We start from the raw sequence: 14789 nt of genomic DNA, 5'->3' as shown, positions 1-14789 counted from the left end.
GCGGCTGCTGGCCAAGACGCCCGAGGCGCGCTACCCGGGCGCGGTGGCACTGCACGCGGCGCTGGAGGAGTTGAGGGCCCGCACGGACGTGGACTGGAAGCAGGTGCTGCACCCGGAGCGGCGGCGGCCGGTGAAGCCCTGGGTGCGCTGGGGCCGGCTGTTGGCGGCGGTGGGCGTGGGGTTGGCCGTGGTGCTGGGGGCGTGGTGGCTCGGCTCCAGCCAGGAAGTGGCGCCGGGGAGGCCAGCGCCGGAACCTGTGCGGGCCGTGGCCGCGCCTCTGCCCGAGGCGCCTCCTCCCCCGGCCGCCGCCCCGCCGCAGGCGCCCCGAAAGGACAGTGCTCCCGTGAAGCAGCCGCCGCAGACAACCCCCGGCTCCCAGCTCGAAGCCGCCCCCAAGCGCCGGGGCGCCGCCTTGCGCAACGCGTGTCTGGGCCTCACCGGCGCCGCCTTGCAGGCCTGCATGGGGGCCGCGCAGCAGGTGCCCTCCGAGCGCCCCGCGCCGCCTCCCCAGGCCTGCCCCGCCGGGTCCCTGGAGACCATGAAAGGCACGCTCGGCTTCCGCCTGGGAGAAACGCATGACGTGCAGTGGAGCGACGTACGCGGCAGGTCCGTGCGCGTGGACGAAGACACTCCTGTCTACTTGTTCGCCGACTGGGATGCGGGAGCCGATCGCCATGGCTACGGAGGACGCTTCGCGCTGCCGGACAACACCCGGGTCTCCGGGCGGCTCTACGTCAAGGAGGGGCGGGTGTACGGCCGCTTCACCGAGGCGCGCACGCCGCTGGGAGTAACCTACCCGGTGTGCCTGGAGTTGCTGGACACGGACGACAAGGTCGGCCTCGCGCTGTGGCCCGGCAGCCCGCCGGGCAAGATGATGGTGGACCCCGTTGCGGTGGTGCGGGTGGTGGACCGCTTCAAGTAGGGGCATCCGGGAAGCGGGACGGCCGTGGGCCGGACACGACCGGGCAGGAGGTATGGTAGAGCCCCACTCCTGCGGTCCTGTCCACGTCCTCGGGAGACCCCCGTCCATGCCCGTGCTGTCCTCCGCTGCTCTGTTACGACTCGTGTTGCTCGCTGCTCCCCTGGACGCATCCGCACTGCCGATTCCACATGGCTGTGTGACGGGGACGAGCCATCTGGAGCTGACGGAAGACACGCACGGTGAGGCGCACGCGGTGTGCATCCACCCGGGGCTCTCCACCAGCTTCCTCTTCGACGCGAAACTGGGGCGCGTGGAACTCGCCGGGCGGGAGCGTTTCCGAGTGATGGAGGGGGAAACGGGGCTGACGCTCGTGCCCACGCGGGCGCTCACGCAGGCAGAGCGCGTGCCCATGGCGGTCTTCTTCCAGGACGGCATGACTCCGGCCAGCGCCCGCTTCGTGCTGGTGGTGCACCCTTCCGAGGCTACGCGGCAGGTGGAGGTGACACGCCCGCCCGCCTCCCGCGGCGAGGGCGAGCAGCAAGCACGGGCGGAAGCGCGACAGTGCCAGGAGGACAAGGCGCGACTGGAGGCGCGGTGCAGTGGGCAAGTGGGGCTGCTGGGCCTGATTGCTCAGAAACTGCTGGGTGAGGGTGGCATCACCGATAAGAACATCACCTGGAGCGTCACCTCGCGTCCGGGCAACACGCTCACCAGCAGCAGGGCACGCAGCTACCGCTCCGCCACCACGCGCGAGGAAGGCGGGCGCGAGGTGGTGCGGCTGTCCGTGGAGCTGAACTTGAAGAACACCGGGAGCATGCCCTGGATGCTGGCGGGTGCGGTGCTGGTGGGGCCCGGGGGCGTGGAGTGGAAGGTGCTCGGCGTGTGGCAGCAAGAGCCCATTGCCCCGGGGAAGTCAGGCCGCGTCGGGATGGAGGTGGAGATGACGGAGGAGGCGGCGCGCGGCGCCTTCACCCTGAAGCTGTGGGGCCAGGAGGCGAGCGGCGGGGGCGAGTTCTTCGACGGTATGACGTTCCCGTAGCTCCGCCGGTGCGCGCTCCAACTCAGGCCCGCGGGTAGAAGGCGAACGCGCCGTAGCCGACGACCTCGCTCTTGTCGCCGGCGGTGTCCCCCGAGCTGCGCAGATCCAGCAACTCGGCGCTCAGGCCCCGGCGCTTCGCCACGAGCAGCAGTCCGTTGATGGCCGCCGCGCCGCAGGCGCGATCGTCCTCGAGCGGCCCCTCGAGCTGGAGGATGTGATCGGCCGTCTCGCGATCCACCCGCCGGGCGAGCTCGTAGGGCAGGTAGTGCGACAGGTCGGAGCTGATGATGGGCAGCACGTCCGGCGTCCAGAGCGTGTCGAGCACCTCGGCCACCTCCTCGGGAGGCGCGGAGCCCACCACGAGCGGCAGCACGTCGAAGTCTCCCAGCACGCGCTGGAGGAAGGGGAGCTGCACCTCGAGCGAGTGCTCCTTGCGATGGGCGAGGTCGGAGGCGGAGACGTGCCGCGTGGCCTCGGCCCGCGTGAGCAGGGCGTCATCGACGGGCACGTCCCCGAGCGGCGTGCGGAGGGCCTCGGCGTCCGGGTGCGCCAGCCCGTTCAGCAGGACGAAGTGGCAGGGCCCGAGCAGCAGCACGTGCTTCACCCGGCCCTTCAGCGCGCGCAGGCAGGCATAGGCGCTCGCGGCCACCGGGCCCGAGTAGATGTAGCCAGCGTGGGGGACGATGAGCGCCACGGGGGCCGGAGGCGGACAGGCGGACGCCTGCTCCAGCCACTGGTCCACCTGACTGGCGAGGAGGGTGGCGGCGGCGGGATAGAACGAGCCCGCCACCGCGGGAGCGCGAACACGAGCGGCCATGACCCCTTACGGGTAGGGCCGCCCGGCGCTCAGCGCCAGGGGCGCGAGATGACGCAGGCGTTGATGCCGCCCACGCCCATGGAGAGCTTGCCAGCGCAGCCCTGGGGCGCGGCCACCGCCTTGTCGAAGACGTAGCGGGGGTGCACGCGGCCGATCTCCTTGTTGAGCTCCTCCTCGGACAGCGGCGTGGGGAACACCTGGCCCCGCGCGTAGCCGAGGTACTGGGCCGTCAGCTCCCAGCCGCCACCGGCGCTCATGCCGTGGCCGAAGGTGCCCTTGCGCGCCGTCACCAGCACCGTCTCGGGCAGCACCGCGCGCAGCGTCTCCATCTCCAGGTAGTCACCCGGGGTGGCGGTGGCGTGCAGGTCCCAGCTCCCAATCTCGGACGGATCCACGCCCGCCTTGCGCAGCGCCTCGTGGATGGCCACGGTGGGGCCCTCCTTCGAGGGCGTGATGATGTGGTCCGCGTCCGCCGTCACGCCCACGGTGAGGGGCTCCATGCCCAGCGGCTTGAAGCCCTTGGCCGTGAAGTGCTCCAGGTCCCCGAGGATCCACACCACCGAGCCACCGGCCACGTGCGTGCCGCGCAGCTGCGTCAGCGGCTTGGACACCGCGCCGTCCGCGCTCACCACGCGCGCGTTGTAGAAGCCACCCACCGTGAGCGGGTGCGGCGGAGGATCCGTCATCCCCATCACCACGGCCTTCGCATCGCCGCAGTTGATGGCGTCCAGCGCCAGCTTCAGCCCGTAGCCGAACGACGAGCACGCCGCCACCGGCGCGAACGTCATGCCGGTGAGCTTCCCCATCATGGAAATCTGCGACGCGGGCGTGTTGTGGATGTTCCAGAGAATCTCGGACGGCACCGCGTTCCACGGCGGCTCGGGGGCGCCCCACTTCTTCTGCAGGCGCTGGTTGCGCGTCCGCTTCTCCTTGATGACGGCCAGCTTGGCGGCCTCCACGTTGCCGCCCTGCACGCCCAGGCCCTCAATCTCCTTCTGCTCGGCGAGGTACTCGCGCAGCTCGGGGGACTGGCCGGCCCAGAAGTGCCACCACTTCTCCTCGGCCTCGTCCCGGTCCGCCTCGTCCACCGTGGAGGGCTCGGGCGGCAGGCCCGGCAGGGGCTCGCGCGTCTCCAGCCAGCGGCGCAGGACGCTGTTGCGCTCGGGCGAGGCCCAGAAACGGTCCCACCGCCGCTGGGCGCGGTGCAGGTTCAGGGTGATGTCGTGGATGGTCGGCAGATCTCCCAGACCGGTGCCCACGTAGACGTGGGAGCGGGCCCCCAACGCCTGCAGCTCCTGCTCCAGGCCGGGATTCTGGCCCAGCGCCTGGATGAAGGCGCCAATGGCCATCTTCGTCGGCATGCCCATCTTCTTCTCGAGCTGGGCATAGCGCGTGGCGGGGAAGCGGGAGTCGATCCACGGCTTGTACTCCGCGAAGTCGAAGTCCGGGTTGCCGACGAGGAAGTTGTCCGGACCGAAGCCGTTGAAGGGAGACAGCCAGCTCTCCGACGACGCGAGGTTCTTCTCGAAGGCCTCGATGTTCCTGGACTTGGGGGCAACCACTCCCCAGCCGAAGATTCCGACTCTGCGCACGTTTTGACCTCTGATTCCTGGTTCGCCGCCAACCTTCGAGCCACCGCCTACAGCGGCTCGATTCTCAGGTTGTCGAAGAAGAGCTGGGCCTCCCAGCTGGAGAACCCGAAACGGTCGTGACCCTTGCCCTCGAGCGGCAGCGGGTCATCGAACTCCATGAAGGGCTTCCCGTCGATGGACCAGCGTAGCAGCGAGCCCCTGCGCTCGATACGCCAGTGATAGGTGCGGCCGATCTCCACCGGATAGGGCCGGGCCTCCACCCGCATGTGCGTGTCCTGGCGGAACACGCCCGTCTCCACCAGCCCCGAGCCCTGGCCCCCATTGCGCTCGGCCACCTGCCGGGCCTGCTGCTGGAGCGAGCTCAGGGGCGCGCCGTGCTCGTCCAGCCGCGCGATGATGGACAGCGAGTTGTTCCACCCGCCGTGAATGAGGATGTATCCGGAGGCATGGTCCGAGCCGTCGCCGAAGATCTCCACCTTGATGTCGCCCTCGGGGGACTGGGAGCGCACGTCGAACTCGACGGCCACGTCCCGGGGCAGCTTCGCCTGGAGCCAGAGCGGGTTGTTCTTCACGCCCGGTGACAGCAGCTGCCCGTTCACCACGCGCCAGTGGCCGCCGGTGGAGAAGAAGTCGCGCTGCACCACGGACGGGTCCGAGAAGTCCTGGCTGTAGGGGACGGTGGCGGTGGTGGCGGGCTCGCCGCGGAAGAGGGCGTAGTGGATGAGCGGGAACTGGATGGCGAGGATGACGGCGGCGAGCACCGCCCACCCCTTGCCGGACAGGCCCTCGGGCTTCTTCCAGGCGATGGTGGCCTCGGTGTCCGCGGCCGGAGGGCCCTCCGCCTCGGGGGCCTTGGGCTCCCGGTTCTCGAGGTTCTTCGCCTTGCGTGTGGCCTGGCCCATGGGTGTCGCTCGTCCCGGGGGGGTGGAGGGGGCGCGGACTGTATGCGCGGCCCCGGTGGAGGTAAAGGCCGGTTCCGCCCCGGTTACTTGCCGCCCCGGGGGGCGCTCCAGCGCTTCTCGGTGGCCTTGAGCTCGGCCTGCCGCATCTTCAACCGCTGACGCTCGGCGTGCTGGCGCTCCTCCTCCTCGGGCGAGGGGCGCACGGCGATCTGATAGACGCTGCCGGCGATGGCGAAGAGGCCCGCGGCGATGATGAGGCCCCAGGGCTGGCTGGCCATGGCGCTGACGAGCCCGCCGAACTGGTGCAGGGCCGCCATGGCGCCGAGCACGAGCAGCCAGCCGCCGAGCAGCGAGGCGATGATGGCGGCCACCTGGCGGTGCAGCACCGCGGCCACGAGGCCCCCGAGGATGAGGCCGGGCGCGAAGCCGATGAGGAAGTCACCGGGACCGGCGATCTGCCCGCCCAGCAGGCCAATGGGGATGCCCACGCCGAGGTAGATGATGGCGGGCGGGAAGAGGAAGCCCAGCACGGAGAGGACCGCGGCGGTGGCGGTGGGCATGCGCGGGTCCGCGGCCATGTGGAACCTGGCGAGCAGCACGCCCGTCCAGGTGAGGCCGATGAGGGCGCCCAGGGGCCCGGCGACGACGCGGAACACGCGGCCGCCGCCGAAGAGCAGCATCGCGAGGCCCACCACACAGCACACGATGCCGGCCCACATGGGCAGCAACCGGTAGATGGCCACCCAGCCGGCGGGGTTGAACGTCTGGTAGGCCTTGAGGGCTTCGAGGTACGAGTCCACGACGGTGTCCTAGTAGCGCGTGGCGGCGAGCACCACGAGCAGCACGAGGAGGACGGCGGCCAGGATGGCGAAGCCGTAGAGGGCGGGGGCCGTGGAGGAGCGGCGCAACAGCTCCTCGGCCTGCGCCTTGTCCTCCGGGGTGGGGTTGTCCGCCAGGATGCGCTCGGCTTCCCGCCGGGCGGCGACCACGTCCCCCGAGTCCTTGAGCTTCCACGCCGCCTGCATCCGGGGGGAGGCAGGATCCTTCAGCGTCTGTCCGCCTTTCGCCATGGGGAACCTCTATAGCGGGGAATGCAAGGGCGCGTCGACGGTATATAGAAACCCCTATGCCCGTGCGCCCCCTCAGCCGTCGAACCCTCCTGCTCGGGAGCGCGGCGCTCGTCCCGCTGCTGTCCGGACGTGCGCTCGCCTTCGGAGAGAAGAGCCGCTTCATCCCCGCCGTGGCCCGCCATGGTGGCCGGTGGGATACGAGATTGTCGGGGCTCCGACGAATCACCTGGGAGCTGCAGCGGCGCACCTCGGTGGAGGTGTTGCCGGACGCCCGGCCCTTCGCCCTCTCCAGCCCGGAGCTCTTCGACTACCCCTTCCTGTACCTGGGAGGGGACGGGGCGTTTCCGCCCTTCAGCGACGCGGAGGTGGAGAACCTGCGGCGCTACCTGACGTTTGGCGGCTTCCTCCTGGCGGACGCCAATGACGGCAGCGACGGGGAGGGCTTCGACGCCAGCTTCCGCCGCGAGATGGCGCGGGTGCTGCCGCAGAGCCCGCTCACCCCGGTGCCCTCCACCCACGTGGTCTTCAAGAGCTTCTTCCTGCTGGACTCGGCGCCGGGCCGGTTGCTCAACAAGCCACAGTTGCTGGCGGCCAACCTCGGCAAGCGGGCGGCGGTGATGTACTCGCAGAACGACCTGGCCGGGGCGTGGAACCGCAGCGAGGCGGGAGACTACGAATTCGACGTCTCCCCGGGCGGCGAGCCCCAACGCGAGCTGGCGGTGCGGTTGGGGGTGAACCTCTGCATGTACGCCCTCTGCCTGGACTACAAGGACGACGCCGTCCACCTGCCGCTCATCCTCAACAAGCGCCGCTGACACGAGGCCCCCGACTCATTCATGGACACCACGCCTTTCAATGCCTGGAAGCTCGTCAGCCTCTCGCCGCTGCCCGTGTGGGCACTGGTGCTGATGGGCGTGGGGCTGGCGCTCGGAGTGGGGCTGGCGGCGTGGGGCGTGCGGCGCGAGCCGGCGCGGCTGCGGCGTTGGTCCCTGTGGGCGCTGCGCGCGGGCGCGGGCCTGGCGGCGCTCTTCTTCCTGCTGGAGCCCGGCATCCGCAACCTGCAGGTGGCGCGGATGAAGAACCGGCTGGCGGTGCTGGTGGACCGCTCGGCGTCGATGAACTTCCCGGTGGAGCCGGGAGGGGTGACGCGCTCGGCGCAGGCGGCGGCCTTCCTGGAGAAGGCGGCGCCGGGGCTGGCGGGGCTGCAGGACCGGTACACGGTGGAGGTGTACGGTTTCGATCCGGAGCTGTCGCCCACGTCGGCCGAGGCGCTGGCGAAGGAGCCGGCGCGAGCGGGGACGTCGGACCTGTTGTCGGCGCTGCGCTCGGTGGGAGCGGGGGCGCAGGGGACGAAGAAGCTGGGCGGCGTGCTGCTGGTGAGCGACGGCGCGGACAACGTGGAACTGGCGGGTGGAGCGGTGGGCCGGGCGCGAGCGGCGCTGGCGGACCTGAACGTGCCGGTGTCCACCTTCCTGGTGGGGCGCGAGGCGCTGAAGGACCTGGCGGTGGAGCGGGTGAAGGTGGACGACTTCGCCTTCGTGCGCAACTCCATCACGGTGGAGGTGGAGGTGCACGGCCGGGGTTTCTCGGGGCAGGACGTGCCGGTGGTGCTGAAGCAGGAAGGCAAGGTGGTGGCGAGCAAGTCGGTGCGCTTCGAGTCCTCGGATGACGTGAAGCCGGTGGGCTTCACGTTCACGCCGGATCAGACGGGGCGCTTCGTGTACACGGTGAGCATGCCGGTGTTCCCGGACGAGGCGGTGGGGGACAACAACACGCGCTCGTTCGTGCTGAAGGTGATTCGGGACCGGGTGCGCGTGCTGCTGGTGGTGGGGAGGCCGTCGTGGGACGAGCGCTTCCTGCGCGGGCTGTTGCGGCAGGACGCGAACGTGGACCTGGTGTCCTTCTACATCTTGCGGACGATGTCGGACGACCCGGGCGTGGTGAGCCAGGAGCGCGAGCTGTCGCTGATTCCCTTCCCGATGGAGGAGATCTTCGACACGAAGCTGGACACGTTCGACGTCGTCATCTTCCAGAACTTTGGCTACACGGACACGTCGCTGTCGATCGCCCAGTACGAGCGCAACCTGGAGCGCTACGTGCACAACGGTGGTGCGCTGGTGATGATTGGCGGAGACAGCGTGCTGGGCGAGGGCCGCGCGAACATGCCCACGCTGTACGAGACGCTGCCGGTGGAGGGAGCGGGCCCGGCGAACGTGGAGCCCTTCAAGGCGAGGCTGACGCCGGAGGGAATGCGACACCCGGTGACGGCGATGGCGTCGGGAGGGGCGAGCACGGAGGCGGTGTGGGCGGAGCTGCCGGCGATTCCGGGAGCGAACCAGACGCGGGCGAAGCAAGGGGCGACGGTGCTGATGGACCATCCGTTCATGACGGTGGACGGGAAGAACGCGCCGCTGGTGTCTGTGTGGGATTACGGGCGGGGCCGGTCGATGGTGGTGGCGACGGATGCGAGCTGGTACTGGGCGTTCACGGCGCACAAGGGAGGAGCGCCGAGCCGGGCGTATGACCGGTTCTGGAGCAATGCGTTGCGGTGGCTGGTGAGGGATCCGGACCTGACGACGCTGAACGTGACGGCGGATCCGCCCTCGGTGGAGCCGGGCAAGGCGGTGGGGGTGGTGGTGTCCTCGAGGACGGCGGACTACCAGCCGGCGCAGGACGCGCAGGTACGGGTGGAACTGGTGTCGGTGGACACGCAGAAGCCGGTGGCGGTGCAGACGGGGCAGACGGGTCCGGATGGGGTGGTGCGGCTGGAGTTCGCGCCGCCGGCCCCGGGGCCGTACAAGCTGGTGGCCACGGCGAAGAAGGGCGAGACGGACCTGGGGAAGGGCGAGGACGCGGTGGCGGTGCGAGCGGTGGGCCCGGAGCTGTCGGACGCGTCGGTGCGGCCGGAGTTGATGGAGCAGATCGCGAAGTACACGGGAGGCAAGGCGTTCCGGCTGCCGATGGATGGGTTGCCGGACGACGTGCCGCTGTTGGATCCGCCGGTGGTGGAAGTGGGCCGGGCGAAGGATCGTCCGCTGTGGGATCGCTGGTACTACCTGGTGGCGCTGGTGGGGCTGCTGGGCACCGAGTGGTTCCTGCGCCGCCGCTTCGGGTACGTGTGAACCCACCATATTCATGACGACTGGCCCAATGCCTGCACGAGAGCAGGAGCCAGGGGCTCCTGTGCGCGACTTCGGGCATGGAACAGACGCCGGCCCTCCCGGGGCCGCGGGTAGCAAGCAGAAGTGGTTGGAAAGGGTGCGGCGAACGACTCGACGGATGAGCGGCAATCGCTGTCGAGGTCAGGTGATGTGGGCCGTACTCAGCGAGCCAAGCTGGTTCCTCGGCTTGCGCCAGAGACTGGCCGACTCCTGGCCCATGAGCAGCACCACAGGCGCACCTCGTTGTGGGCGAAGGCATCGATTGAAACCGAGCGCCGCACGGGCGGATGGCCCTGGTAGTTGGACTTGGGCCGTAGCGCGCCGGCTTCTCCTCGGGCGAGCCCGCGTCCATGCGCACCGCCGCCACCTCGCATACTTCCTTCTCCACCCGCTCGAGCAACCCCGAGATGAACTCTAGCGCCCCGCTGGCGCTGTGCACGTTGCCCTCGCGCAGGCTCACGTCCAGCAAGTCCCCCGTCTCCGCCCTTGCCTCCAGCTTCACGGAACCGTCAGGTTCCGCTGGCCACGTCGAACACCTCCGCGGAGCTCAGGCGCGCTCCTACCGAGTCGGTGCCGCCCGTCACCAGCACCCGACCGTCGAGCAAGCGGGTGGCGCTGGCCTCGCGATAGGCATGGGGGGCCGCGCCGGCGCCGCGCCAGATACCGGTCTCGGGGTCATGGACCTCCGCGGAGGCGTTGTACCCACCGGCAACGAGGACATGGCCGGTGTCCAGGGCCGTGGTGCCGTCCCCCTGCCGGTCCAGGCGGGCGAGGTGGTGTTGCTCCACAACCAACTCTGGCACCGCTCGGGCCCGAGCCGCGAGGGGTACCGACGGCGCGGTTTGTCGCTCTGCTACATGCGCGACGCCACGCGCTGTCTGCGCAAGAAACGCGCCCCCCGGGAGTTCTTCCGCGTCTTCGAGGGGCGCGGCGTGGCATTCGATGAGGACCGGGTCTAGTGGAGTGTCCGACTAGTTTTTCAACATAGTGAGGACAGGTGCCGGTCCACCCACGAGTGCATCTTGGCGCGAGTCCAGGACCAGGAGAAGGGGTGGGCGTAGAGGCGGTTGTACTCGGGCCAGCAGGCGTCGAGGTGCTCAATGAGCTCGTCACGGCTGGCCCAGTCCCCTCGTTGCAGGTAGCGCTCGGTGAAGGCGCGAAGCAGCAACTCCGCCTGATTGAGCCAGGAGGCATGGGCTGGAGTGAAAAGCACCCGGACGTGCGGGTAGTGGGTGCGAAGGAAGTCGTGCGTCTGCCTGGCGGTGTGACTGGAGCCGTTGTCCCAGATGAGGTGAATGCGCCTGGCGTGGCGATGGTCCCCAAGCAACTGCGGCAGTACGGCTCGCAATCAGTCCCCGTTGTTTCTCTCCAGGTCCCAGCTGCGCATACGGCAGGAGTGCACTACCAGTTTGGCCAGGAGGTTCACCGTCCCGTGCCGCTTGTACTCGAACTCCCGGAGCTCGATGCGGCCGGGCTGCATGGACCGCACGGGCTGGTCGCCGTGCAGCACCTGGATGTTGGGCTTCTCGTCCACGCACAACACCACTTCGCCCTTCTGGGCCAACTGCTGCGCCTGCTCGTAGCACCACAGCACCTGGGGCCGCCTTGTGACGAAAGGTGTCGTCCAGGGTGGGTGTCTTCCAGTAACGCGTGTGGTGCGGTCGCAAGTCAGCGTCGTGCAGGATGAGCGCCACCGTGGAGTGGGAGATGGTGGGCGCAATGCCCCGCTGACGTGCCGCCAGGGCCAGGCTCCGGGTGGACCAGTGCGTCATCTCCAAGCCGACGCCCGCCGGCTCACAACATGCCAACTGCTCCACTTCCACTCGCTGTAGGGGGGGAATGCTCCCGCGGATGGCCGGAGCGGGGTGCATCCAGCACCACATCGACACCGTACGCTTCGTAGCGACGGCACAAGTTCCAAATGGTGGTGCGCTCCAGTTCCAGTCTGTCGGCCAGCTCCGACACGACGGTGTCCGGGTCGGTCATGGCCAGCAGCACGCGCGCTCGGCGCGCGACACGCTGCTCGGTACGTCCGTCCTCCACCAGCGTCTTGAGGTAGGCCACTTCCCCAGGCGAGAGGTGGAGCAGATGCGGCGGTCGTCTCCTCATCCACCCAACTTATCCGGTCTCTTCCTCCACCCAACCTACCCTGTGGTCTCGACTATGTTGAAAAACTAGTCGGACACTCCACTAGCGCCCAGGGCTCACGGAGCGGGTTGGGTGACGGTCGCTTGCTGGAGCGCCACCTGGGTCTGCGCCAACGCCCGGCCGTTCATCGTCGCACCCGTCTGGAGCGTGATGTCCGTCTTGGACAAGACGATCCCCTCGAAGTGGGAGTTTGCTCCGAAGGTCGTCTTGCCGGCGACCTGCCAGAAGATGTTCCGGGCCTGCGCGCCGCCGCTCAGGGTGACCTTCTTCCCCGCGTCCATCGTGAGGTCTCCCGTCGTCTGGAAGATCCAGACATCGTTCGCGCCGCCCGAGATGACGACATCCACTGGGATTGTCACCGTGCTCGTCCACTTGTAGAGCCCCGGGGCGAGGGTCATCCCACCGATGTTGCCGGTGCCGAGCTCGAGGAAGTCAGGCGTGGGCCGTCCGGCGGCGTCGCTGTACGCGCTCTCCATGTTGCTGATGGCCGTGGTGAGGTTGGAAGGAGTCGGCACGGCATAGTTGGCGGCGTAGGCCTTGCCGACCAACTGAGACGAGGTGGAGAAGACATTCGTCGCATCGGCGACCAGCGAGAAGCCCGTGATGAAGGTCGCAGCCGCGGGGCTGACCGCGATATTTCCCGTCACGGCGGAGGGCGGAACGGTCGAGATGGCGGTCTTGGCGAGCACCACATAATTACCGGCCATCCCAAGGCCCACGGGCGCCGGCCCCCTCGACTCGGTCGTGCCAGTCGTGAAACTCCAGGAGAACGCACGGGCCAGAGGGTTGCCTTCCAGATCCAGGACGCCGGTGGAGAGCTCGGCGGTGAAGGCCATGTTGCCGGCCAGGTTGCTCGTGGGGGTGAAGATCGCCGTCGTGCCCGTGGTCCCGTAGGCCACGGTGCCCGGGACCAGCGTGGTGCCCTGCTTCACGGTGAAGGTAGACGTCTTGAGGGTGAGGGGGTCCATCGCCTTGCTGAACGTCGCGGTGATCTTCGCGTTGATGGCGACACCAGTTCCATTGTTGGAAGGGTTGGTCGCGCTGATCTCGGGCGGGGCCGTGTCAGCGGTGGCTCCCGTGGTGAAGCTCCAGGTGTGATCTTTCGCCAGGGCCTGGCCCGCGGGAGTCCTGGCCTTGGCCGTGATGACCCCCGTGAAGACCGTGTTGCCCGCCAGGCTGCTGGTGGGGGTGAAGATCGCCGTCGTCCCGTCTGCCCCCGCGGCCACGGTGCCAGAGACCGGCGTGGAGCCCTGCTTCACCACGAAGGTCGACGTGGTGAGCGAGAGCGGATCCATCGCCCTGCTGAAGACCACGGAGACCTTCGCATTGAGGGGCACGCCGCTGGCTCCATCCATGGGGTTCGACGAGCTCACCGTGGGCACGTCGCCGGTGTCGTCCGTCCCCCCGCAGGCGGCCAGGGGGGAGGTGACGAAAATGGCGGAGAAGGTGAGGGCCAAGGCAATACGCAAAGCGCTGTTACGCTGAGTGACCAAGAAGGTACTCCGGGGAAGATGCTGGATTGTGCGAGAGATTGATTCGAGGAACCGAAGAGCATCCACGCCCAGGAATGAGCGATATGTCTTTGGTACACGCCGCCAACGTTATCACTCGTCAGGCGGTTGCGTCTTGTAACATAGGCCTCTCTGGGACAATGTCAAACGGCCCCGGTGCGAATGGCCTTGAGCTGGCATGCCAGAAATTGGCGTCGGCCGCGGCGAGGCAGCCGCCCAGGCACAGCAGGATGGGATTGTCCAGGGCCACAGGGTGCGCTTTGTGCAGGATATGCCCATGCCCGTGGTGGACGTGACGGCAGGAGCTCGAGGAAGACGAGGCGAGGAAAGGCAACCCTCGCCCAGAATGCTCGGGTCTTCGGTACGTCGAGTGGGCAGGGCCGAGGACCAGAGGCCGTGCGCATGGGGAGGACTGGGGTTCAAGGGCGTGCGGAGCCGGGCGATGGCCATGGGACTCGAGTCCCCGCCAGAGCTCGAGGCATGAATGAGACAGGGGCACGAGCTGGGGGGCCAGAAAGCCGCGGCTGTGCATGACAGAGCGCCTGGCTCCGCTGCCCTGCTGGCCGAGGATGCCGTCCTCGTGCCGCTTGACTGTCTTCGCCAGCTTCGCGAAGGGGGCGAGCCTGGAGTGGCTGGCCCATTGACACCACTTGTCCAGGTGCTCCGAGGCCCGCTTGGGCTGCACGTAGTCCATGCCCCGTGCCAGGCTCTCGTTCTTCCCCTCCGCATGACGCTTCTAGCGCATCATCGATGTCCAGATACCTTCGAAGAACACACTGGAGTTCACCCTCTCCTGGGGCTCGGATGTCTTCACGAGCGAGTACGAGCGCATCAACGACGCGGTGGGCTTCTGGAGTGGGCGGATCTTCCAGGGTCCATGGACCCAGGACGACGGTATGTATCTCGCCGGCCACGCACGTCTGTCTCGATTCTCCGAGGTCTGTGAATCGCTGGAGGACTGACTCTCTCCTGGTCTGCTCAGCCCCGCCGCTTCGTTCCACTCCTGGCAGCGGGGGAGACCGGGTCCTTCGGCAGGTGGCGCAGCCCCATCCAGCCGAGCGCGGCCACGTGGCGCGCCACGTGGTCGATGGAGAACGAGCGGCCCTCCGCCGCCCACCACTGCCCCACCTGCGTGACCATCCCCACGAGCGCGTTGGCGTAGATGGGCGCCACCTTCGGCGTGTAGCCCGCGCGCTCGAACTCGCTCTGGAAGATGTCCCCCACGCGCTGCGCCAGGTCGTCGATGACGCGCGTCAGCCCTCGCCGGGCCTCGTCGTTCGGTGAGTCGCGCGTGAGCACGGCGAAGCCCGCCGGCTCCTCCTTCGCGTACGTCAGGAAGGCCATCACCGCCGCCTCGAAGCGCTCGCGCGGGGTGCCCTTCGCGATGCGCTCCGATACGCGCGCCACCAGGTTGTCCATCTCCCGGTCCACGATGGCCGCGTACAGGCCCTCCTTCGCTCCGAAGTGCTCGTAGACGATGGGCTTGGACACCCCCGCCTTCTGAGCAATCTCCTCGATGGACGTCGCCGCGTAGCCGTGCGAGGCGAAGACCTCCCTCCCTACCTCCATCAACTGCACCCGGCGCTCCGCGCCCGACAGGCGTTGTTTCCTGGCCATGTTGACCTCG

At 68.8% G+C, this 14789-nt stretch carries 15 protein-coding genes and 1 pseudogene; 4 read left to right on the top strand and 12 right to left on the bottom strand.

Annotated features, from left to right (window positions below):
* Window positions 1-922: serine/threonine-protein kinase (locus AC16DP_RS23715; RefSeq protein ID WP_483956862.1), on the top strand; the 922-nt coding region annotated here is incomplete at its 5' end.
* Window positions 923-1028: 106 nt separating this feature from the next.
* Window positions 1029-1961 (top strand): DUF2381 family protein, encoded by a 933-nt coding sequence (locus AC16DP_RS23710; protein WP_329726585.1) that lies wholly within the window; start codon window positions 1029-1031, stop codon window positions 1959-1961.
* Between the two features lie 22 nt (window positions 1962-1983).
* On the opposite strand, the gene amrB is transcribed toward AC16DP_RS23710, so the two are convergent.
* The 5 genes and pseudogenes from amrB to AC16DP_RS23685 all read right to left on the bottom strand — a co-directional run bounded on the left by amrB (window position 1984) and on the right by AC16DP_RS23685 (window position 6342).
* Window positions 1984-2778, bottom strand: a complete 795-nt coding sequence (amrB, locus tag AC16DP_RS23705) for an AmmeMemoRadiSam system protein B (RefSeq protein WP_329726586.1) — start codon at window positions 2776-2778, stop codon at window positions 1984-1986.
* A 29-nt stretch (window positions 2779-2807) separates the two neighbouring features.
* Window positions 2808-4370, bottom strand: coding sequence for a beta-ketoacyl synthase N-terminal-like domain-containing protein (locus tag AC16DP_RS23700; RefSeq protein ID WP_329726587.1), 1563 nt, complete (start codon window positions 4368-4370; stop codon window positions 2808-2810).
* A 56-nt stretch (window positions 4371-4426) separates the two neighbouring features.
* Window positions 4427-5272 (bottom strand): annotated as a pseudogene (locus AC16DP_RS23695) (DUF6250 domain-containing protein); the annotation flags it as partial.
* Between the two features lie 83 nt (window positions 5273-5355).
* A complete protein-coding gene (locus AC16DP_RS23690) occupies window positions 5356-6072 on the bottom strand; it encodes a hypothetical protein (protein WP_329726589.1) in 717 nt (238 codons plus the stop codon).
* Between the two features lie 9 nt (window positions 6073-6081).
* Window positions 6082-6342, bottom strand: coding sequence for a molecular chaperone DnaJ (locus AC16DP_RS23685; RefSeq protein WP_329726590.1), 261 nt, complete (start codon window positions 6340-6342; stop codon window positions 6082-6084).
* A gap of 56 nt (window positions 6343-6398) precedes the next feature.
* Here AC16DP_RS23685 and AC16DP_RS23680 point away from each other — a divergent pair, with 56 nt between their 5' ends.
* Both AC16DP_RS23680 and AC16DP_RS23675 read left to right on the top strand, forming a co-directional pair.
* Window positions 6399-7157, top strand: a complete 759-nt coding sequence (locus AC16DP_RS23680; protein WP_329726591.1) for a DUF4159 domain-containing protein — start codon at window positions 6399-6401, stop codon at window positions 7155-7157.
* A gap of 21 nt (window positions 7158-7178) precedes the next feature.
* Entirely contained in the window at window positions 7179-9464 is a 2286-nt protein-coding gene (locus AC16DP_RS23675) for a glutamine amidotransferase (protein ID WP_329726592.1), read from the top strand.
* 548 nt (window positions 9465-10012) lie between these two features.
* On the opposite strand, the gene AC16DP_RS23670 is transcribed toward AC16DP_RS23675, so the two are convergent.
* The 7 genes from AC16DP_RS23670 to AC16DP_RS23640 form a co-directional block, all read right to left on the bottom strand.
* Window positions 10013-10306 carry a Kelch repeat-containing protein gene (locus AC16DP_RS23670; protein ID WP_329726593.1) on the bottom strand — a complete coding sequence of 98 codons (294 nt, stop codon included), beginning with the start codon at window positions 10304-10306 and terminating at the stop codon, window positions 10013-10015.
* 176 nt (window positions 10307-10482) lie between these two features.
* Window positions 10483-10851 carry a transposase gene (locus tag AC16DP_RS23665; protein WP_329726594.1) on the bottom strand — a complete coding sequence of 123 codons (369 nt, stop codon included), beginning with the start codon at window positions 10849-10851 and terminating at the stop codon, window positions 10483-10485.
* Entirely contained in the window at window positions 10852-11097 is a 246-nt protein-coding gene (locus tag AC16DP_RS23660; protein ID WP_329726595.1) for a hypothetical protein, read from the bottom strand.
* A 200-nt stretch (window positions 11098-11297) separates the two neighbouring features.
* Window positions 11298-11567, bottom strand: a complete 270-nt coding sequence (locus AC16DP_RS23655; RefSeq protein ID WP_329726596.1) for a helix-turn-helix domain-containing protein — start codon at window positions 11565-11567, stop codon at window positions 11298-11300.
* A gap of 140 nt (window positions 11568-11707) precedes the next feature.
* Window positions 11708-13144: an ice-binding family protein gene (locus tag AC16DP_RS23650; protein WP_483956861.1), complete on the bottom strand. Its 1437-nt coding sequence runs from the start codon at window positions 13142-13144 to the stop codon at window positions 11708-11710.
* Window positions 13145-13262: 118 nt separating this feature from the next.
* Window positions 13263-13856, bottom strand: coding sequence for a transposase (locus AC16DP_RS23645; protein WP_414640677.1), 594 nt, complete (start codon window positions 13854-13856; stop codon window positions 13263-13265).
* 284 nt (window positions 13857-14140) lie between these two features.
* Window positions 14141-14779 carry a TetR/AcrR family transcriptional regulator gene (locus tag AC16DP_RS23640; protein WP_329726598.1) on the bottom strand — a complete coding sequence of 213 codons (639 nt, stop codon included), beginning with the start codon at window positions 14777-14779 and terminating at the stop codon, window positions 14141-14143.
* Between the last annotated feature and the right edge of the window lie 10 nt (window positions 14780-14789).

It is taken from the genome of Archangium sp. (genome assembly GCF_057119385.1).
This window is presented reverse-complemented; position numbering and strand designations above follow the sequence as displayed.

Bases quoted from the DNA above. Each gene is read 5' to 3' on its own strand.
- AC16DP_RS23710 (WP_329726585.1), top strand. From the start codon at position 1,029: ATGCCCGTGCTGTCCTCCGCTGCTCTGTTACGACTCGTGTTGCTCGCT.
- amrB (WP_329726586.1), bottom strand. From the start codon at position 2,778: ATGGCCGCTCGTGTTCGCGCTCCCGCGGTGGCGGGCTCGTTCTATCCC.
- AC16DP_RS23685 (WP_329726590.1), bottom strand. From the start codon at position 6,342: ATGGCGAAAGGCGGACAGACGCTGAAGGATCCTGCCTCCCCCCGGATG.
- AC16DP_RS23680 (WP_329726591.1), top strand. From the start codon at position 6,399: ATGCCCGTGCGCCCCCTCAGCCGTCGAACCCTCCTGCTCGGGAGCGCG.
- AC16DP_RS23675 (WP_329726592.1), top strand. From the start codon at position 7,179: ATGGACACCACGCCTTTCAATGCCTGGAAGCTCGTCAGCCTCTCGCCG.
- AC16DP_RS23645 (WP_414640677.1), bottom strand. From the start codon at position 13,856: ATGGACTACGTGCAGCCCAAGCGGGCCTCGGAGCACCTGGACAAGTGG.
- AC16DP_RS23640 (WP_329726598.1), bottom strand. From the start codon at position 14,779: ATGGCCAGGAAACAACGCCTGTCGGGCGCGGAGCGCCGGGTGCAGTTG.